Annotated in this window: 15 protein-coding genes and 2 pseudogenes; all 17 read right to left on the bottom strand. The window is 42.6% G+C overall.

The window, feature by feature from the left end; all coding sequences use genetic code 11:
• Nucleotides 1-15 precede the first annotated feature (15 nt).
• Entirely contained in the window at nucleotides 16-993 is a 978-nt protein-coding gene (locus JCM16418_RS00950) for an ROK family protein (protein ID WP_036645264.1), read from the bottom strand.
• Nucleotides 994-1,007: 14 nt separating this feature from the next.
• Nucleotides 1,008-1,814 carry a DeoR/GlpR family DNA-binding transcription regulator gene (locus JCM16418_RS00945; protein ID WP_036645263.1) on the bottom strand — a complete coding sequence of 269 codons (807 nt, stop codon included), beginning with the start codon at nucleotides 1,812-1,814 and terminating at the stop codon, nucleotides 1,008-1,010.
• 28 nt (nucleotides 1,815-1,842) lie between these two features.
• Complete coding sequence (locus JCM16418_RS00940) at nucleotides 1,843-2,904, bottom strand: SIS domain-containing protein (protein ID WP_036645261.1); 1,062 nt, start codon at nucleotides 2,902-2,904, stop codon at nucleotides 1,843-1,845.
• Between the two features lie 194 nt (nucleotides 2,905-3,098).
• The gene (locus tag JCM16418_RS00935; protein WP_242403670.1) at nucleotides 3,099-4,100 is read right to left on the bottom strand and encodes an ROK family protein; all 1,002 of its coding nucleotides are present in this window, start codon (nucleotides 4,098-4,100) and stop codon (nucleotides 3,099-3,101) included.
• Nucleotides 4,101-4,119: 19 nt separating this feature from the next.
• Nucleotides 4,120-4,813 (bottom strand): annotated as a pseudogene (locus JCM16418_RS00930) (copper homeostasis protein CutC).
• The gene (locus tag JCM16418_RS00925) at nucleotides 4,810-6,267 is read right to left on the bottom strand and encodes a leucyl aminopeptidase family protein (RefSeq protein ID WP_036645259.1); all 1,458 of its coding nucleotides are present in this window, start codon (nucleotides 6,265-6,267) and stop codon (nucleotides 4,810-4,812) included. The pseudogene JCM16418_RS00930 and the gene JCM16418_RS00925 overlap by 4 nt, the downstream one beginning before the upstream one ends.
• A gap of 46 nt (nucleotides 6,268-6,313) precedes the next feature.
• On the bottom strand, nucleotides 6,314-6,553 hold the full coding sequence (locus tag JCM16418_RS26540) for a M20/M25/M40 family metallo-hydrolase (RefSeq protein WP_306304735.1): 240 nt from the start codon (nucleotides 6,551-6,553) through the stop codon (nucleotides 6,314-6,316).
• Nucleotides 6,550-7,758, bottom strand: a complete 1,209-nt coding sequence (locus JCM16418_RS00920; RefSeq protein WP_306304734.1) for a Sapep family Mn(2+)-dependent dipeptidase — start codon at nucleotides 7,756-7,758, stop codon at nucleotides 6,550-6,552. The genes JCM16418_RS26540 and JCM16418_RS00920 overlap by 4 nt, the downstream gene beginning before the upstream one ends.
• 20 nt (nucleotides 7,759-7,778) lie before the next feature.
• A complete protein-coding gene (locus tag JCM16418_RS00915; protein ID WP_036645257.1) occupies nucleotides 7,779-8,786 on the bottom strand; it encodes an ABC transporter ATP-binding protein in 1,008 nt (335 codons plus the stop codon).
• Nucleotides 8,786-9,793, bottom strand: a complete 1,008-nt coding sequence (locus JCM16418_RS00910) for an ABC transporter ATP-binding protein (protein WP_036645254.1) — start codon at nucleotides 9,791-9,793, stop codon at nucleotides 8,786-8,788. The genes JCM16418_RS00915 and JCM16418_RS00910 overlap by 1 nt, the downstream gene beginning before the upstream one ends.
• A gap of 16 nt (nucleotides 9,794-9,809) precedes the next feature.
• Complete coding sequence (locus JCM16418_RS00905; protein WP_036645253.1) at nucleotides 9,810-10,736, bottom strand: ABC transporter permease; 927 nt, start codon at nucleotides 10,734-10,736, stop codon at nucleotides 9,810-9,812.
• 4 nt (nucleotides 10,737-10,740) lie between these two features.
• Nucleotides 10,741-11,676 carry an ABC transporter permease gene (locus JCM16418_RS00900; protein WP_036645250.1) on the bottom strand — a complete coding sequence of 312 codons (936 nt, stop codon included), beginning with the start codon at nucleotides 11,674-11,676 and terminating at the stop codon, nucleotides 10,741-10,743.
• 106 nt (nucleotides 11,677-11,782) lie between these two features.
• Nucleotides 11,783-13,435 (bottom strand): peptide ABC transporter substrate-binding protein, encoded by a 1,653-nt coding sequence (locus tag JCM16418_RS00895; protein WP_242403669.1) that lies wholly within the window; start codon nucleotides 13,433-13,435, stop codon nucleotides 11,783-11,785.
• Nucleotides 13,436-13,598: 163 nt separating this feature from the next.
• Nucleotides 13,599-14,596: pseudogene (locus JCM16418_RS00890) on the bottom strand (asparaginase).
• A gap of 14 nt (nucleotides 14,597-14,610) precedes the next feature.
• On the bottom strand, nucleotides 14,611-15,807 hold the full coding sequence (locus JCM16418_RS00885) for an ROK family transcriptional regulator (protein ID WP_052019955.1): 1,197 nt from the start codon (nucleotides 15,805-15,807) through the stop codon (nucleotides 14,611-14,613).
• A gap of 526 nt (nucleotides 15,808-16,333) precedes the next feature.
• Entirely contained in the window at nucleotides 16,334-19,606 is a 3,273-nt protein-coding gene (locus JCM16418_RS00880) for a DUF5704 domain-containing protein (protein ID WP_036645248.1), read from the bottom strand.
• A 5-nt stretch (nucleotides 19,607-19,611) separates the two neighbouring features.
• Entirely contained in the window at nucleotides 19,612-20,571 is a 960-nt protein-coding gene (locus tag JCM16418_RS00875; protein WP_242403668.1) for a copper amine oxidase N-terminal domain-containing protein, read from the bottom strand.
• Nucleotides 20,572-20,973 lie beyond the last annotated feature (402 nt).

The following is a 20,973-nucleotide window of genomic DNA, read 5'->3' as shown; positions in this document are numbered from 1 at the left end:
TGTAATTAGAGCTTGTTAGAGGCTAGAATATTTTTCTTTGGCATACATAGCGCTACCTGTTACACCAGCTTCGTCATTATTCTGAGCTGGAACCACCTTCAAATGCTCTCGATAATCAGGCAAGATATGCTGTAGGAGCTCTTGCTTAAGTGGGCCGAGCAGCCGTTCTCCCGCTAATGCTCCACCACCGCCAATAATGATAACTTCTGGACTATTTATTGAAACCGCATAGGAGAGCGCACGTCCGAGTAGCTTGCCTGCCTTCTCTAAGACCGCTATTGCTAGCGAATCCCCTTGATCGTAAGCTCGCGATAAGTCGGCAGCTGACAGCTCAGCAAGACGATCTCCCTCAAACCAATCTCTTAGAATACTCCGTTCTCCAGCAAGGATTAACTTCTTTGCTTGTCGCACCATACCTGAGGCTGATGCATATGTCTCAAGGCAGCCCTGCAGGCCACAAGGACATCGATCATCCAATCCATCCATCACAATATGGCCTATTTCTCCTGACATATTGCGAAAACCATAGAAGAGCTTGCCATCGTTAACCATGGCTGAAGCAATTCCTGTTCCCACAGTTACTCCTAAGACATGCCTTGTTCCTTGGCCTGCCCCATACATGGCTTCCCCATATACGTAGGTTTTAACATCGTTATCTATGAATACGGGAAGTTTCAACCGATTCTGAAGCCAATTCACTGCAGGCAAATTTCTCCAACCTAGATTGCCTGAGAAACGTGCAATACCCTCTTCTGGATCCACTAACCCAGGCAAACCAATGCCCGCAGCTTTGATTTCGACGATCGACGATGTTTGATCCATTATAATTTGCAGCGTATCCTCAATCATAACCGCAATTCGTTCTAATACGGCTTCTGGACCCTGTGAAGATTCAGTCGGCCGTTTAATCGTATGAAGCACCTCTCCCGCAGAAGAAACGATTCCGCATACAATATTGGTACCGCCCACATCAACACCCGCATACACTTCCATGTCTTACACCTGCCCTACTCCCTAGAATGTAAAGAGCCAGACCCTACATACATATTTAGCTGTGCATCTTCTAGTTGTTTGCGTAGCTCCGGCCCCAGTTCCTGATCGGTAATAATCCCATACAGTGATTGAACGGGAGCTATCTGAAAGAGCGAATTCCGTCCTGCCTTAGTGTGATCAAATACAGCAATCGTCCTTGCAGAACGTTTCATCATCAACATTGCTGTGTTGGCTTCGAGCTCTGAATAGGTGCTTGCACCCTGATCTGCGGAGAAGCCATCTATACCCATAAACATCGTATGGATGTTTATGGCTTCCAGTGTACGCTCGGCCAGAGGACCGCAGAGTTCGAAATTCTTGCTCCGCAGCATTCCTCCCGTTAATACAACTTGAATATCCTCATTCGCGGACAGCTCCATAGCAATATTAACTGCATTCGTAACCACGGTAATGTTACGATGATTCTTTAGCGCACGAGCGATTAAGTAGGTGGTCGTACCACCTGTTAATCCGATGACATCGCCTTCCTCAACAAGCGAGGCCGCTTTGGCAGCGATGCTTTCTTTTTCAGGATAAAGTTTATTTTGCTTCTCATGAAATGGAATTTCTCTGCCTGATGCTGTTCCGGAATACTTCGCGCCTCCGCCTAGAGTTCGGATCAACCTTCCACTCTTCTCTAATGCTTCAAGGTCACGTCTTGCTGTAGCTTCTGAACATCCGAAACGCTGCAGTATCTCTTGCAAAGAAATAGAATCGTACTGCATTAGATGATCTAATATCTGTTGATGACGTTCTTCTTTCGATCCATTCTGTTCTCGCAAAACACTCTCTCCCTTTAGTTACAGCAGATCAAATTTTGACTACCTGGGTCAAATTCCGCGGGCTATCTGGATTTCTTCCTTCCCGCAGCGCTGTGTAATATCCAATATATTGTACAAGCGGCATATATAATACGGCTCTAGCTTCGTCACTAAGTGAGCTTCCTCCAACTTCGAATACAAGATCAGCAAAGGATGTATCCTCGCCCTTCTCAGCGGTAATGAGCACCACATAGGCGCCATATGCCTGCATTTCCTCCGCAACCTTAAGTTCAAAGGCTCTAGCACTTTCCGATAAAAGCACACATACCATCGTACCTGGTTCAATAACCGATTTAGGACCATGTCTGAATTCTAAGGTTCCAAAACTTTCTGTCCATACACAAGACATCTCTTTTAGCTTAAGACATGCTTCATGTGCTAAACCATTATATGTCCCCATACCGAGATAAATAAATTTATTCAGCTCTGAATGAGTATCAATCATGTTCTTCGCTTCAACTTGACCACGTGTCACAGTATCTGCGCTCAGTGACATAACCTGCTGAAGCTCAGCGACATATCCTTGCTGGCCTCCAGCCTTAGCAATAGCTACTTGAAGCATAAAGGTCATACTACTGAAGGATTTCGTCATGACCGTACTCTTCTCCTTGCCAAGGGGCGAAACTAGACACGGAACATTCTTCGCCATCGTACTTTCTACATCACATGTTATACCACAAGTCGTCCACTCGGGCTTACCTTTCACCGAATCTAGTGCCAGAATGACCTCAGAAGATTCTCCCGAACGGGATATGCCTACGAGTAGCTTGTTCTTATTCCCAGCTACCGCTTGCTCACTGAATAGATATATTTCTGAGGATGGATAAGCAGATGCGCTTCGTCCAGTCCATTTACGGAATGTCGATGCTGCCGATAATGCCAAATAATATGAAGTTCCTGATCCAATAAAAACGACTTCCTCATACTTCTTATTACCAAGGTAATTCGTTATAAATTCTTGTTGTTTCCCTAACTGTTCCCATGCACCCTGTAGAGCTTCACTTTGTCCTGCAATTTCCGGATAGGTCAGTTCACCATAATTCTGAGTCAACGTTATCCACTCCTATGAAGTATTTGATAATATATTGACATTATATTTCAATATATTGAAAAATTCAATCATTATAATGATCATAATTTTCATTTAAGAGTGGAGACGAATACATTACTTTGATTAACCGTGTCATTAAATGCAAAAAAAGGATGACAGATCATCTGCCATCCTCAATTTAAATCATAGCGATATCAATTAACATTGTCCTTAAATAAGGCCGCTGCACCGATAACGCCTACATCATCTTTTAACTCAGCAGGCTTCAAATTGAACGTCCCGCGATAAGGTTCCATTACAAGCTCGTCCGTTTGTTTCATTAGGGGCTCAAAGAATGCTGAGCCTGCACGGCTTACTCCCCCACCAATGACTATACAGTCTGGGTTGAAACTATGAATAATATTCATGAGTCCAAGACCAGTATAATGAATTACATTCGCAAGCGTATCACATGCAACAACATCTCCAGCCGCAGCGGCTTGGAACACATGGGTTGCCATTACAGGCAAGTCTTCAGCACTAGCTAATTCTGACATGAGAGAAATGCCTCCGGCCTCAGCGACCGCCTCTTGCCCCATTCTGCCAATTGCCGTACCTGATGCAAAGGTCTCCCAGCACCCCCGACGACCACAGCCACAAACCGCACCATGCGGATCAATAACCGTGTGTCCGAGTTCACCAGCAAAGGAATTAGACCCTAGAAACAATTGACCGTCGAGTACAAGCCCAGAACCAATTCCAGTACTGAATGTCACGTAAATCATATTAAGTGATCCACGCCCTGCACCGTATACAAACTCACCCCAAGCAGCTGCATTAGCATCATTCACGAGTTTTACCTCTGTTCCAAGGCGTGATTCTAGCTCAGCCTGTAGAGGAATGTTACTCCAACCCGGTAAATTAATCCCATTCAGAATCATACCGCGGCGACTATCTATAGCACCTGGAGAAGCTACCCCTACACCCGCAATCTTATGATCACCGCTCACTTCACGTATCGTCTCTACAATCGTTGCAATGACATCTTCGGCGCTCTGAAGTCCAGCGGTAGCTCTCTGAGTGCGACTGAGCATTTGACCTTGATTATCAAACAATCCTGTAGCAATTTTCGTACCACCGAGATCTACACCCACTATATACTTTTGTTTATTCTCCAAGTTGTCATTCACCACAATATCTCTGTATTTGTCGTCCAAAAGCATACACTATGTGAAGCTACCTCTCGAAAGAAGCAATAATTTTTGCAGCTGCCTGCACTTTTTCTGGTTCAATAGGTCGTAAATATTGGCCGTCCTTACGTAGGGCCGATCCGAAATGGACCTCCTTCACGCCAGTGTGTTCCACAAATGCCGCAAGTCCTGGCACGGTCAGACCAGCACCAGCAAGAATGGTTATTTGTGTATGAGCTGATGCATGCACTAGAGCCTTCATTTCCTCTACCGATTGAAGCGCAGAACGTGGCCCAGCAGAAGTCAAAATTCGATTGATTTGCGGATAAGCTGAAAGCACTTGTAGTGCCTCATGTTGATCTGCAATTTCATCAAATGCTCGGTGATACGTCACATTCATACTGCCCGCAGCTTGAAGTAAAACTTCAAGGGTTTTGGTATCTACTTTGGCATCATCTGTTAATGTTCCAAGTACAATCCCAGCAGCCCCACTCTCACGAATAAATGAAATATCGTCAAGCATGGTTGTCACATCATGTTCATCATATACAAATGATTGACTATGCGGACGCACCATCACATGGACAGGAATCTCAACCGCGTTCACGACTTGACGGATGAGCTGGGCTCGGGGTTAATCCACCTTCCAAAATTCCTGTAACCAATTCAATGCGATCCGCACCATTGTTTTGAGCAAGTAATGCGTCAGATAGATTCGTTGCAATGACTTCTAATTTCATAACGATTCACCTGCCTTTTGTTTATCAAATACTTTTGCACAAACAAAATCTGCAAGCAGTCTAACACCATATCCTGTGGCTCCCGTTACTCTGTAGCCCCGATTACTAGGTACTTGCACCGTATTAGCCATATCGATGTGACACCAACGCGCCGTTGGCGATACAAAATTTCGCAAGAACAATGCAGCCATGTTCGCACCACCGTATGGACTTGAAGCTAGATTAGCCAAATCAGCATAAGGACTACTCAACAGTTCTTCGTCCTCATCCACAAGTGGCAATGACCATATTGGATCTCCATTCTGTTCACCAATTGAAATCATCTGATCCGAGAAACCTTTGTCTCCCCAGATGCCAGCGATTCGAAGGCCAAGCGCATGTCCTACACTTCCAGTCAACGTAGCAATATCAATCATTTCTTCTGCTCCAAGTCGCTTAGCATGAAGCAACGCATCCGCAAGAATCAGACGTCCCTCGGCATCCGTATTCACAACTTGAACCGATAAACCATTCGGATAGCGGACAACGTCAGATGGAAGGAAGGCCTTAGCATCAGGCGCATTATCAGCAATCGCAATCAGCGCAGTTACTCGTGTCTTAACTTCCATCTTAGTCAAAATATCCATAGCGCCAATAACTGCCGCAGCACCGCCCATATCAAAGCGAGCGTCACTGATGTCACGGCCATTCTTAACATTCATACCACCCATGTCAAAGGTAATCCCTTTTCCAATCAGAGCAAGTAAAGGAGCTTCTGAATCTCCAACATACTCAATTTCTACGAGCGCGGGAGGATACTGACTTCCACTACCTACGGCCAGCAATCCGTTCATGTGACGCTGCTTCAATTCTTCGCCTTTATAAACCCGAACCGTTACATCTCGGTCTGCAAAATGAGTGATAATCCGCTCAACAAAACTTAGTGGATGCAGATCATTCGGAGCTTCATTGCATAAATCCCTTGCAAAAGAAGTTGCCGATGCGCGAATTTGGGCGCGTTTGACAGCTCCCTCTAAGAAGCTATCCACTTCACCTTCGAAATATAGAAAATCTAAATCTGCTGGGCGTTTAGTACTCTTATATTTATCAAAGACATACGTACCCAGTAGCCAACCTTCTACCCATGCGCTTAATAGTTCTTCTGTCCAGTTCTTATACGTTGATGACTCTAGGAATGCAAGCGACACTGAAGCCGCTTTCGCCTCATGTGCACTTACTTCACGCCCTGCATTTCCTGCAGCATCACGCAGTACCTCAAGATTGAACTTACCAACCTCACCCATACCTATGAACAGCATATCCTGTTCTTGACCGCGGCCATAGAACCAAGTTACTGCACCGCGTTTTTTCATTTCGGGACGAAGTTCAACATCCCATTCCGCACCTGTGCTTTCTGTATATACTGGACAAATGAATACGTCTGCTTGTTGCCCTGCGCCTGTTATAAACTCCATCAGCTATACATTCCTTTGGTTTAAGTTTTGTGATTAAGCTTTAGATTTAAAGGTCCAGATTAGCCAGTTCGTAAATTGCACGAGCATATATAGAAGTCGAGCGCATTAACACTGAAATATCCATATATTCATCACCTTGGTGAGCCGTGTAAGGCATCCCTGGAAAAATAGGCCCAAAAGCAACTCCATTTGAAATAGCTGCCGCATAGGTTCCGCCACCCGTTGAAAGCAGTTCTGCCGCTTCGCCCGTTTCCTCTTCATAGATTCGCTGAAGAGCCTCTATCATGGATGCTCATCCGGTACAAAATGGGGATCTTTCAAGCTGGGTGGATCAATATCCAGTCCATACATAGCAGCCTTCACTGCGATTTGATCTAGAATGCCTTGACAGGTTCCACAGCTTGGAAAGCGTAAATTTAGGTGAAAGAATGACTCTCCTTCTGGCATGTACTGCATAATCCCACAGTTAATTGTTAAAGGACCGCTCATGTCATCAGACATCCGAATATCGAAGCCTTCACCGTACACATCATCGTAAAGTAGTGTCTCAATGGTCTGAAGAAAATGTGCAGCTGGATGATCAAATGAATATACGTTTAGAAAATGAATGAGCTTCAGACCTGCATTGATACCTAAGTGAGGCTCCATTCCATGAGCAGGCTTGCCTTCTAATAGAAGGATTACATCGTCTCCATTAAAATGGGCGGTTCCCTTAAGCTGCTCTGCTTCACAGTAGGATGCAAAAGCTTCGACTAAACTTTTTATACTTATACTTGAATCGACTATGGCAGAAATTTCAGCCCGCGCCTCTTCAGGCACCATGTTAGCTACGCCTCCACCTACAAAAGATCTCAGTTGTAGATCTGGCTTAACCGCTGATTGATCAACGGTTTGAACTGGAGCTTGGAACATTAATCTGGTGTTGATCTGACCTTTCTCAGCACGTACAATAGGAAAATCCGCATCAGGCGTAAATCCACATAACGGCATCGGTTCAACCTCACGATATCGCTTCATACATAGACCGGTCCGCTCTTCATCTGTTCCAAAAATAAGACGAATCCGATGTTTTAAAGGAAGACCTAAATCCTTTACGATCTTGAGACCATAAAAGGAAGCCATGGAAGGCCCCTTATCATCAATCGCTCCACGAGCGAATATTTTTCCATCTCGGATGGTAGGTTCAAAGGGGGGTGTCGTCCAACTACCGGACACCGGTACCACATCAAGGTGGCTTAACACAGCCACATAATGTTCAGCGGATTCAGGGCCATACTCAGCGTAACCCACATAACCATCATGGTTACAAACTCTGAATCCTTCGGCTGCACATAGATCCAGCATATATTCCAGTGCATGTGCAACACCTTGCCCCATGGGCTGTCCCGGCTCGCTTGTTTCTGGGTCATACACGCTGTTGATACGCAATAAACCGCTTAAATCATGTAGCAGCGCTTCTTCGCTATCCAGTGCTTTTTGGTGCCAATTCATTGTGAAGTCTCCCTTATTACCTATATCGTCTTGCTTAAGGACACTGCCTCGTTTTTCTCATCATATAAATGGCATGCTACCCAATGACCTTTTTCTGCTTCTTTCCATTCAGGCGTCTGAGAAGCACACACATCCATAGCAAACGGACAACGTGTTCTGAAGCGACAGCCACTTGGTGGATTAATAGGACTTGGCAAATCGCCATGAAGCACTTGACGTTCTCTGCTACGCTCAAGCTTCGGATCCGGAATTGGAATCGCGGATAACAACGATTTCGTATAGGGATGAAGCGGGTTTTCAAACAACTCATCACTCTCGGAAAGCTCAACCATGCTTCCCAAATACATCACACCAATACGATCACTGATATGCTTAACCATGGATAAGTCATGGGCGATAAAGAGATACGTCAAGCCGAGCTCTTCTTGCAATTTCTTCATTAGATTCACGACTTGCGCCTGAATAGACACATCGAGTGCAGAAATAGGTTCATCTGCAATAATGAAGCGAGGATTCACAGCAAGCGCCCGTGCGATTCCGATCCGTTGACGTTGTCCACCAGAGAACTCATGAGGGAAACGTTCCGCATGATTCCGGTTAAGACCTACCGTTTCCAGCAAGGCATAGACCATTTCCAAACGTTCCTTACGGTTCTTCGCTAGTCCATGAGCGTCGATACCTTCAGCAATAATGTCGGTTACCGTCATCCGCTGGTTCAGTGATGCATACGGATCCTGGAAGATCATTTGAATGCTACGGCTGAGCTGTTTAAGCTCTGCTTTGGATTTATGTCCATGCACCGCTTTATCTTCAAAAGTGACCTCGCCTGATGTCGCATCATAAAGGCGAATAAGCGTACGTCCAAGTGTTGATTTACCACAACCTGATTCACCAACCAGACCAAATGTCTCACCTGGATATATTTCAAAGCTTACATCATCAACGGCTTTAAGAATTTGTCCCTTACCTACGTTAAAATGCTTCTTCAAATGGTTAACTACGACCAATGGATTCTGATCTGTCTTCATTACCGTTCACCTCCTGCTTGCGGACGATCAATCTTCGGAGCACGGCTATCTTGCAACCAGCAAGCCGCACGATGCGTATCTGAATGCTCCGTATACGGAGGCATATGATCATAACAAACGTCCATTGTATAAGGACAACGCGCAGCGAATGGACATCCGATTGGAGGATCTGCCAAATCTGGAGGAGTACCCGGAATAGCATGTAATTCTTCCGTCTTTTCATGCAGTTTAGGCATTGAATCAAGCAATCCCCAGGTATATGGATGTTTAGGTTGATAGAATAACTCATCAACTGAGCCTGTTTCTACGATTTTACCTGCATACATAACAGCGACACGTGAAGCCATATTTGCAACTACACCCAAATCATGAGTAATCAGAACAATGGATGTATCAAACTTCTGCTGCAAGCTTTTCATTAGCTCAAGAATTTGAGCCTGAATGGTAACGTCAAGAGCAGTTGTAGGTTCATCTGCAATCAGAACTTGCGGATCACAAGCCAGTGCAATTGCGATAACTACACGTTGACGCATACCCCCTGATAATTGATGCGGATATTGCTTTAATCTCTTCTCAGGGTTAGGAATTCCCACCTGATCCAGTAGTTCAAGAGCTCTTCGAGATGCTTCGCTTCCATTCATTTGATGGTGCTTGCGAAGTACTTCCGTGATTTGACGTCCAATGGTCATCGTCGGATTGAGTGAAGTCATCGGATCTTGAAAGATCATCGATATATCTTTACCTCGGATATTTTGCATTTGTTTCTCCGGCAAGGATGCAAGATCCTTACCTTCGAACATTATAGATCCTTGTTTTATTTTTGCAGTTTGGGTCAGCAACCTCATGATGCTTTTGGAAGTTACGGATTTTCCTGAACCCGATTCTCCAACGATAGCAAGCGTCTCACCCTTGGCGAGGGTGAAGCTTACATCACGCACCGCTTGGACTTCACCGGCATATGTGAAAAAGCTGACCTGTAAGTTCTTAACTTCCAGCAAATGATTCATATGGTCATCCCCTCCCCTATTTCCGCATTCTCGGATCAAGTGCATCGCGCAAACCATCACCTAAAATATTAAACGCTACCATAAGAAGCACGATGATAATTGAAGGATATAATAGCAAGTAAGCTTGTGAATTAAGCGAGGCAAAGCCGTCGTTAATCAGTACACCAAGTGATGCCATAGGCGATTGAAGACCAAGCCCGATGAAACTTAAGAATGCCTCTGTAAAAATTGCAGATGGAATCGTAAACATCGTATTAATAACGATGATACCAATCGTATTCGGAATTAGATGCTTCCAAATAATACGACCATTAGATGTCCCCAGTGTTCTCGCTGCAAGAACAAATTCCTGAGATTTCAATTTCATAATATGTGCCCGTACAAGACGCGCCATGTTTACCCATCCCGTAATGGACATCGCCACCATAATGGTTATAATTCCGGGCTTCATGATCATCATGAGCAGTATGATAATGATCAAGCTCGGAATACCTGTCAAGATTTCAATAATCCGTTGCATAACATTGTCAACTCTACCGCCAAGTAATGCAGAAACAGCACCGTAAATAACACCAACGACCAAATCAAGCGCAGCCGCGAGGACAGCGATCATGAGTGAAACACTTGTACCTTGCCAAATGCGCGCCCATTGATCTCGGCCAAATTTATCTGTTCCAAACCAATGATCAGCGCTTGGCTTCTGATACACCGCTGAATAGTCCGTATCATAATAATTGTGGTGTCCAATCCATGGTCCAATAATAGCAAGCACAACCATGATGACTAGAATAACCAAACTGATAATGGCTGCTTTGTTCTTGCGAAGCCGTCTCCAGCTATCTTGAAAAGCAGTTAGTGATTCACGGGTAATCTTCTCTTTATCATCCGGTCTGGCTGCTGCTGGTTTAAACAGTGCATCCAAATTTTGAGTTTCCTTCGGCATATGCTCACTCCTTCCCTGAAGCAAAACGGATTCGTGGGTCTACCAATCCGTACAGCAAGTCTACGACAAGCATAACTAGTACATAAAACGCACTGTAAAAAATCGTAATGCCCATAATTGTCGAGTAATCGTTCATTTTAATTGAATCTACAAACAAGCTACCAATACCAGGAATACCAAAGATATTCTCAATAACAAGGGAACCGGTCAATAAATTGACTACAATCGGACCTAGTACAGTAATGACAGAAATCAGTGAGTTACGAATAACATGCTGAAACATAATTCTTATAAAACCAAGCCCTTTAGCTTTGGCTGTCGTAATATACTCCTGTTCAAGCACTTCCAGCATTTCTGTACGTACAAATCGAGCAATAAGTGCTACAACACCTACACTTAGCGCAACCGATGGAAGGATTGAGCTTGAATAGCTCTCCCAGAAGGCTACAGGGAACCATCCCCATTTAAGCCCCATATAGTACTGCATCAGTGCTGCGAGGACAAAGTTCGGGACCGACACACCAAGTACCGCAATAATCATTGTCGCATAATCCCATCCCGTGTTATGCCTGTAAGCAGCTATAATACCTAGAATTAATCCAATAGCTAGTCCTAACAGAACAGCTTGAAGACCAATAAGAGCTGAAGGACCAATACGTCCTGAAATAATATCCGTTACCTTTTGTCCCGTGTAGAAGAACGAAGTTCCTAGATCACCTTTTACAATATTACCTAAGTAGTTCACATATTGCGTGACCACGGGCTTATCGAGTCCATAACTAGCGTAAATTTTCTGTCTCTGTTCTGTAGGAAGTTGTTGCAACTTCTCTTCATCAAACGGTGTACCTGGCAATCCCTTCATTAGAAAGAAGGTAGCTGTTGTAATGATAAACAAGGTTAACACTAAATAAATAAGTCGAACTCCGATATACCGTTTCATATTGCACCTCCCAGCAGAATGGGGTCTTTCATTTTCTTAGCACATGCATTAATAAAGGAAAGAGAGAAGCAAAGCTTCTCTCCTATCCTGGATTTAAGTTTTGCAATTATTTAACGTTTGCGTATTTGAAGTCTACAGGGTTGCCGTACGGATGATAATCCAGACCTTCAACCTTCGAGTTCAGAAGGAATGAATATCCACCAAAGTAAATTGGAGCAACTACAGCATCTTCAGTAACTAGCATTTTCTCAGCTTCAAGCATCATGTTAATACGCTTATTTTCATCTGTTTCTTTCTTAGCATTCATGATTAGAGCGTCATATTTAGGATTCTCGTAGTTACCACGGTAAGGCGTGTGGTTTGTCCACAAATCAAGATAAGTCATTGCATCATCATAGTCAGCGCCCCAAGCAGTGATCGCCATTTGATATTTACTATTATCCATCAACTGTCCACGTGCTTTACTTGTTTTCGTATCGAGAACAAGATCAATACCAAGTGATTTTTTCAATTCACTTTGTATGAAGGTTGCAACGTCTTTTGTTTCAGAAGTATCTGCAACTAGCATGGTGATCTTTGGAGCTTTTCCTAGTTCCTTAACACCTTGATCCCAGAAAGCTTTAGCTTGAGCTGCATCAGGCTTGATTAAATCGCCCTGCATTTCTCTGAAAGATTTACCTTCCACAGCACTCATTTCATCTGGAATCAATCCTGTAGCACCTTTAGATCCGTTATTCAGCACTTGGTCAGCCAATAGTTTCGAATCGAAACCAAGCTCCAATGCTTTACGAATGTTCACGTTGCTTACGCCATCAGCTTTTGTATTGAACTGCAAGTACGTTGTTTTGAAGTTAATACCTGTTGCAAAACCAGGTTCAGACTTCGCTGCACTCACATCAGATGAAGCCAATAGAACACGATCCAATTGACCAGCTTTGTAAGCGTTCAGAGCTGTACTCTTCTCTTTAATAACTTTCAAATCTACTTTGTCTACTTTTACATTAGCTGCATCCCAGTAGCCTGCATTTTTCTCAAGAGTCGCACCACTAGCTGCATCTACAGAAGTCATGGTGTATGGTCCGTTAAAGAGCATATTTTGAGGAGTCAAAGCATAGCTATCGCCCTTAGCCTTAACAAACTCTTCTTTCATTGGGAAATACGGAGCAAGCGTTGTCAAACGTAGGAAGTATGGCGTTGGTTGCTTCAATGAAATGGTCAGCGTTTTGTCATCAGTTGCTTCGATTCCTACTTTATCCGCCGAACCACCCTCAGCATATTCAGCAGCACCAACAATGTAGTCTGTCATAATAAATGAATAACCGTTTGTACCGGTTTTCGGGTCAATCTCACGAAGCCATGCAAATTTAAAATCTGCCGCTGTAACTGGAGTACCGTCACTCCACTTCGCATCATCACGCAGTTTAAATGTATATTTTAGTTTATCCGCAGATACATCCACCTTTTCAGCCATCGCTGGTTGTGGCTCATTTTTTGGATCAAGGCGATACAATCCTTCGCCAACGTTATTCAGCACTGTAAACGAAACATCATCAGATGCGAGCCATTGGTTCATATCCTTGATTTCAGTCTCAACATACAGCTTTAATTCCTTTGCCCCTGTGGTAGCGGTATCCCCCGTACCTGTAGTACTACCAGCATCTTTACTGTCGCCCGAGAACGAACAACCCGTAAAAACAACCGTCACAGCCATCATCATTGCCAGCAAACTAACTTTCTTCTTCTTCAACACTTTCTTCACTCCCTTATGTCCCCTTGAATTGTGTATGATTGCATCGCCATATCTAAATGAAATGACAAACGAATCTGCTGCTGAGTTGAATCAATAAACAGGAAGTTGACTATTAAACACATTCTGAGAAGTGACGATATTGCCACCTCTACTGTTGAATTTGATAGAGATTTTACAGTTTAAAAGCAGCTTGACGTTCACCTACAACTATATGGTTATCATTCTTAATTTCCTTAGGTACTACCGTGTATAGACGATCAATAGTCTCTTGATTGCTATATCCAATTTGCTCCAAAATAGATGCCACGATAATAGGCCAAGGAGTTTCTGAACCATCAATCACTTTAAGTGCAAAGGCAACGCGTTCCCGAATTAAAGAGAAACAATATACGCCTTTAGCTCCACCTTTTGCTACAATATTGGAGTCTCTTAGTAGCTCTGAGCATATAAAATTATGACTTGCGATGCTATCTGGTGATGCGTGCATATAGCGGGTCATGCGCTTGACTGCTTCTCTTGTTGCTTCATCGCTGATCATGTCAGGACAAGCTAGTTTAAGATAAGCATTGGCGATATTTTTAAGTGGAAGTGCGAAAATAGGAAATCCACAACCATCAATTCCAATTTCAATTTGATCAACTGGATAATCAGCCATATAAGCCAGTGTATTGAGAATATCCTGCTGCACTGGGTGAGAAGGTTCCCAATAGGTATCCGTTGGATAGCCAAGTTCTCTAGCAGTTGCAATAATACCTAGATGTTTACCAGAACAGTTATGATAGAGTTTTCTTGGCGCTATGCCTTCACGCATACAAGCAAATTTTGGCTCGTCATTTAGCGGTAATGTTGGGCAGCAGAGAATTTCTTCTTCGGTAATCCCAGTTTTACGCATGATCGACTCGAGCGCTTCAATGTGATACGTTTCTCCCCGATGTGAGGCAGCGAACATAGCAGCTTCTTGATCAGTAAGTCCGTAAGTCTCAGCAATATTTTGCTTCATGACTGGAATAGCTTGAAACGGTTTCGCTGCGACCGGAGAAAGGTCATGTGCTCTGCATTACCTACCTCGTAGATAACCTCTCCCTTATCATTGACTCCGCACAGTGCGCCAAGATGTACATTCTCAAGAACTCCACCTCGAAATTCCTCAACCAATGCTTTATAACTCATGTTTCATAACCACCTTAATGATTTAATGTTAGATGATCAGCTTGTTCTAGCTGCCTATCAATATCAAGGAACAAATTCTGTGCGAGTAGACCTGAGCCAATAACGACACCGTCACCTGCAAGAGTAGAATAGACGATCTGAAAAGTACCTCTTAGTGGCTCCCAAACGAACTGTCCCATACATTTCTCAGCAATGAATTCTCTAACTTCAGCGAATCTTTCAACGAGCTTTCCGCTTAAAATCACTGTATCCGGATTATACATACATGCGATATTACTTACAGTAACCGCCACGAAGGTCATAGCCCGATCGAGTATATTCGCAGCCCAGAAATCTCCGTTATTCTTTGCTTGAAATAGTTCCTCTAATGTAGTAATTGGTTTGACTTTATTGGCTTGCTCAATTAAAGATGCTTCAGCTATATACGTCTGCAAACAGCCTACTTTACCGCATTCACATAGAATCCCATTTGGATCTATAACCGTATGACCAATCTCACCTGCACTGTTCGTTTCTCCCCTGTATACCTCACCATCAATAATTAAAGAAGATCCGACACCGCTACCAAAACCGATAAGTACTGATCTTTTAGAGCCTCTGGCTGACCCATACAAATGCTCTGCCAACGCTTTCACTTTTAGTTCGTTATCCACAGCCACTTCGAGTCCTGTCAGCTTCTGTAGCACGCTACTAATCTCGGTACGCTTCCATCCAAGCTGAGCAGAGAACAACACCGTGCCTGTCGAATAATCAACAATCCCCGGTAATCCAACACCTACTCCAACAACATTCTGCTTATCCAAACCCTCTTGCTCCAAGAGCACGAGTAGGCCTTTAGCAATACGTTCAAGGGTAATTAAAGCGTCTTCATTACCTGCTCGTTCCATCTGCTTGTCACTAATAATCTTTCCATCGAGATCGACGATACCGATTCGAATACTGGATTTATCAATTTCAACGCCAACAGATAGAACGGACCTTGGATTAACCTGTAACAAAACTGCTTTTCTTCCTACACTGGATGTAATTTGTTCAATCTCTCTCATAAAGCTCTGACTGTGTAATTCAGAAACAATTCGACTTACCGTCGTAGGACTCATTCCGGTCAAACGAGCTATTTCAGCACGAGACAAGGGTGAACTATTCTTAATGAGTTCAAAAACGGTAATCCGATTCTTTCTCCTAATGAAATCCTGATCATGCTTTTGCATAAAGCGATTTTCGCCTCCCGCAATAATTAATTTCACCCTTGGTTAAAATTCACATGATAATATCTGGAAAACGAATAAAAATAGTGGAAAAAGCTAGGAAGTCGTTTCATTCTCTTAATAAATCTATTTAATTTCTCCAGTGATGTTATTAATAGAAACTTTAGTTTAATTCGTGAGCCATGTCAATATTGATGTCATGTTTTTATAATTAAAAAGAATTTGCTTCGTGATAGGAACTTTTCCTCATGAAATAAAATGATATAAGTCATTTTTCTTTCATAAAAAAACAGTTTTTCTAATTTTGTAACATTTCATGTAAGGTTCGAAGAATTTTTATATACAAATCCTTGTTAATGGATGTTTTTAAAAGAAAGAAAAAACGATAATGGATCGCTTTTAATAAGCTAATCATTTGATGAAATCTATACCTTACGGAAAATAGATATGAAAAAAGACCTCTTATGAAAATAAGAGATCTTTTTCTTAGCGCTCACAACGGTCACACAAACCAATAAACTAAATGCTCTTAATGTGGAACTTGCGAGCTAAAGTCATCCCGACTCGACTGATCCGCATTGTAGAACAACACATCGCCATCCTTTAATGTAAACCGATTGCCATAAGCATCTTGAATATTTCGGTTAAACCCTTCCATATTCCATTGATTCATAAGCGGGGCATTCATATACTGCAGATGAGGCTTTTTCAGATTCCCCTCCTGAATTGATTCGATATTGAAGTTCACGACGACATAACCATTTTTTAGAAAAATAGCTGATTTCTCATCCAGTCCGCCATGTGTTCGTCCATATTCTGCAACATTCAATCCCGCTTCAACAACGTATGCTGCTGCCGGCAGACTATATTCACCATACCATTTCTGAATGGATACATTGGCCCGTTCCTGATCCACTGAGCTTGGTATCGTATCTTTCAGCCGCAGGAACGTACGTATTTGTTCAGGTAAAAGTAATAGATCGTAGGCGCCGACTGGTGTCTTTTGCTTCGTAAACTTGCTCGTGTAGTAGGAGATAAACTGCTGCATGTTTAAACTACCTGCTTGTCCATAGTGATTAAACTTGTAGCTGGCCGTATCACTCAATTCTTCTACCGGCACATTCCGCAGCCTGTCATTAAGAAGGACGTAACGTTTAACTTGATCCTGTTTCGAACCGATTTTGACAAACTGATTCTGATTCGTATGGTAGTATAAGTCTACAGGCACGCGAGTTTCACCTTTATTATTTATCGCTTTCCCGTCTTTTCTCACATAGTAAAACCGAGGGGTAATACGAATGCCATCAAGCGGACCAAACATATTGCCTTTTGTCAGAAAATCAAATTTAAAATGATATCCAGTTTTTACGGCCACATTTTTATACCCTTGTAACGGGTTACTTCCAGGACGAATTGGCAATGTATAGGTGGAGGAATTCCCCCTCGGATCACCGTCGATCTTATTTTGCCCTACCCAATAAGACACACCCGTTTGCAGAGCCGTTCCTGCCTTCGTCCGAAAAACCCGTTCCCAGTTATAATCAGAAATATCTGTAATGTGAAAATCGTATAGCCGTCCAATGACCTCAACCGAAACCTCGTCAGCCGCCGCATGGTGTATGAGGTTCGTATTCGCATCATCCTGTGCAGTGTACGATGATGGTGCATTCTCTGCTATATTTCGGAAGGATACCTGATAATCTCCCTCATCTACCCATACTGGCAGATAAAAAGTCGTGGTCAATTGTCCGACAGGAACATCAACCCATGTCTTTTTAGGAATAAATGTTTTTCGATCCCCGGTGTACACGTCGAATGGAAACTTTACCTGTTTAGTCCGATAATACTTGGCATAGTCTCTGTTTCCATAACCCAAATAGTTCGTGTGCTGCCCACTTGTTGGAATCTTTACAATAAAAGGACGCTCCAGAATCAGTGCAGATCGCTGCATGTTAGGATTTGTCTTCTGGTTGTGAGCCTGATCATCCGAAATAGACGAATAGTCAACGACAGGCGTGTGTACAGTGACGGTGTTGATACCAAAGATTGTAAACGTTTGATTCTCTCCACCATTGATGTTTCCCGACATTAAGTCATAAAAAATTTCACCGGTACTAGGTGTATCCTTTCTGTTCTCTTTGTTACTGCTAATCATATTACCTGAGCTGTACAGAACATTATCTCCGATATGGAGTGGCTCAGGAATTTGTACTGGTCTAGGCCCTAATTCATCGACTCGTTGACTATCCATGATCTTTTGTCCCTTAAATATCAGCGTATCATTTTCAACTTTAACTTTTTGGACTGCCCGCTCAGCTAATCCCTTTAAGTCCTCGTTTGGTACAGAAGGCTTAGTGGTACCACCCGAAATAGTTGATCCAGGTGCTTCGACTTCACTTGGCGGCGTTGGTGGATAATAGTTTCCATTCGTCGATGCTGTAAAGTTAGGCGGCGTATACCCGCTTGGTTGAATTGTAATCTGGTCCCCTGGTAATGCGTAATTTTTTAATATGGATTGCTTTATTTTGTATACCTCTAAATTATCAATTTTCCAGAACTTATATGGCCGTTCAATTATGTATTGATAAGTTTTAGGTTCCGGCTGAGATTGCGGATCTGGTTCAGTATGTGTACCACTTCCATTTGCATTAGTCACTTCTTTCCCTGGATCCCATTTAAGTGTATATACCTTGGTTACATTAATTGAAAATGTACAAGTTCCTGTCATCTGCACAAATTTATTCTTATACAGATGATCTCGTGCTAACACATTGCCGTACAAACTTTCCGATGTAGGAATACCCTGAAGCACGTCAAACTGTTCACTTCCACGCTCATCTGCTCTGATCTTGGCTGTTACAACAGGATCCATATATTTCCCTTCAATGGATTCTGCAGGTACAGGAACTGTGCAGCCTGAAGGACCTGGCGATGGGATTGTGGTATTATCATCTTTCTTTTTATAGTACATAAATAAGGTGTATTTCTCAAAGGAACCGTCGTACTTGAAAGAATTAGCCGATCCCGAGTTGATGCTACCATGCGGCAATTCGTCAGTCGTTGATTTTTTAAACCCTACATATTCAAAATCCGCATTGGTCGGTGGGGTAAAGGTATATTCTTTTCCCGCAATTAATTCTTCGTTTACTATGGGAGTAAAAATATTATTTAGTGACTGTCCATCCGTGTCGTAGTATTTTACGTTCAGCTGAGATTGCAGTTCGATTTTAAATAGCATCGGAACATATATCCGGTAAGCTTCTACATTAGCTGCACAGTTGGGACATTGTTCCCCTTTTACATCGTGAGGACGCTCAGCATTCAGAAGCATATTTATGGTAATCGGTATGATAGTGGTATCCGTTCCTATGCCTTGTTTATTAAAAGGTCTAATGTCTGAATTTGTAGTACCTAAACTTATGGACTTTTTATATTCATCGTACGAATCTGACCGGGATTCCTCAAAGTATACCAGCGGGTCACTTGGTGTATAAATCCGTGCATTCACGCTTTTGATTTTACGATTTGGAAACTGAAATTTATAAGTGAATTCCGCCTCACCACGCATCCCCTTATTCGGTTGCCTTCCTCCATCCGTCCAGTTTCCTGCCGTGTCCTTCCACATTTCGTAATACATCATACCGACAAAATAACGATAATTACTATCTTTATAGTATTTCAGGGGAGTGTTTTCATTCGCTGCCTGAACCTCATTCACTTGAAAAGGAAAAAGGGGACATTGCAAAAAGAACAGAATCCACACCATTAATATCGCTACATTGTGTTTCAATCTGCGTCCCATGAATTTTAATTTCCTTTCCAAGGGTTTATCATAAGAGGTATGTAGTTTTGAGTACCACCATAAAAACCGATATACTCAATATCCTGAATTTTTAAAGGACTTTGATCAACTATGCCATTTAGAGTCTTGTCAGCAGGTGACCAAATTTTATAAAAACAATATTTTGTTCCATCTCCATTATTAATAGTCAAAGAACTCATTGGATTTCGGTAACGAATGTCATTCTTCTTCGTGAGGTAAAATATATCACCTGATCCGGAGGACGTTTTGGCTCTTACCTTGAGATAAGAAGCATTTGTTTTAGATTCAGAATATAACTCAACACTATAAATTTCCCTTAAAAACTTGGTGGGGAGATCGGAAACTTTAAATATTAAGACTTCATTAAAATTTATATCCTCACGTGGACTCTTCAGAAGGTCTTTTGCCTTCGAAAACCACTTCCTATAAGGATCAAGACTCACCGGTTTTAATCCAGCTTCCTCTAACGTTAATGCATTCTTCTTCCCTATCCAAACCCACCGGCTTATCTTATCCCACTCTACCGTTTGACCGAGCCCTTCACTTACTAATCGAAGAGGTACGAACGTTCGATTCTTCTGTAATACTATCTTCGTACCGTAGCTTTTTTCATTACCATCAATGGTTGCTGTAGCTTTGCCTACTGTCATATTTACGGTATGCTCTGTATTTTTTAATTCTACAGTCAATTGGCCATTGGCTTTCGTCCAGCCAACCTCTGCACCTAAAGCCTCTGAAACAAATCGAATCGGAACCATAACGCTACCTTGACTATCTTGATATGGCTTTGCATCTGGGAAGCTAATTTTTTTTGCATTGAGTAAGACCTCAATATTCCCTTTACTCTCGGCCGCATGAACATTTCCTACAGTCCCACCAATTGTTAATCCCACCGCAAGGACACTCGTAAGAATAGAGAGCTTTACTTTTTTCATATATTTCATTGTTTCTTCCTCCTATTAGCTACGATATAAGTTTTCCTATTTTGCTGATGCGCTCTGTTAACAGCCTTTCAGTTTAACTTTCTTATAGCCAACCCTTATTCTTATTGACTGATTAATTAATACAATCCTTAATGTATTCCTAAACCGAACTCCCTTGTCTTCCTCTTCACAATTCACTTCCCATGCCCTATTTTACGAGACTGCTTGTCCACGCAAAGGTTGACGCTTACGCACCTCCTAAGGTTAAATGCCGTGTGCTTCATCAGTTCATTTCGACCTAATTATGTATTTTGCTCATCCTAATAGACTAGGACAATTGAAGTATACTATATAATTTTTGAATTATTTGTCATATATTGTCATATTAAACTGCATATTTTGTATGACACATGGACGTGGTAC

This window comes from Paenibacillus pini JCM 16418 (assembly GCF_000576305.1).
In the GTDB taxonomy this organism is placed as follows: Bacteria; Bacillota; Bacilli; order Paenibacillales; family Paenibacillaceae; genus Paenibacillus_AQ; species Paenibacillus_AQ pini.
This window is presented reverse-complemented; position numbering and strand designations above follow the sequence as displayed.

Bases quoted from the DNA above. Each gene is read 5' to 3' on its own strand.
- JCM16418_RS00900 (WP_036645250.1), bottom strand. From the start codon at position 11,676: ATGAAACGGTATATCGGAGTTCGACTTATTTATTTAGTGTTAACCTTG.
- JCM16418_RS00880 (WP_036645248.1), bottom strand. From the start codon at position 19,606: ATGGGACGCAGATTGAAACACAATGTAGCGATATTAATGGTGTGGATT.
- JCM16418_RS00905 (WP_036645253.1), bottom strand. From the start codon at position 10,736: ATGCCGAAGGAAACTCAAAATTTGGATGCACTGTTTAAACCAGCAGCA.
- JCM16418_RS00875 (WP_242403668.1), bottom strand. From the start codon at position 20,571: ATGAAATATATGAAAAAAGTAAAGCTCTCTATTCTTACGAGTGTCCTT.
- JCM16418_RS00910 (WP_036645254.1), bottom strand. From the start codon at position 9,793: ATGAATCATTTGCTGGAAGTTAAGAACTTACAGGTCAGCTTTTTCACA.
- JCM16418_RS00950 (WP_036645264.1), bottom strand. From the start codon at position 993: ATGGAAGTGTATGCGGGTGTTGATGTGGGCGGTACCAATATTGTATGC.
- JCM16418_RS00885 (WP_052019955.1), bottom strand. From the start codon at position 15,807: ATGCAAAAGCATGATCAGGATTTCATTAGGAGAAAGAATCGGATTACC.
- JCM16418_RS00925 (WP_036645259.1), bottom strand. From the start codon at position 6,267: ATGGAGTTTATAACAGGCGCAGGGCAACAAGCAGACGTATTCATTTGT.
- JCM16418_RS00915 (WP_036645257.1), bottom strand. From the start codon at position 8,786: ATGAAGACAGATCAGAATCCATTGGTCGTAGTTAACCATTTGAAGAAG.
- JCM16418_RS00920 (WP_306304734.1), bottom strand. From the start codon at position 7,758: ATGAATTGGCACCAAAAAGCACTGGATAGCGAAGAAGCGCTGCTACAT.
- JCM16418_RS26540 (WP_306304735.1), bottom strand. From the start codon at position 6,553: ATGATAGAGGCTCTTCAGCGAATCTATGAAGAGGAAACGGGCGAAGCG.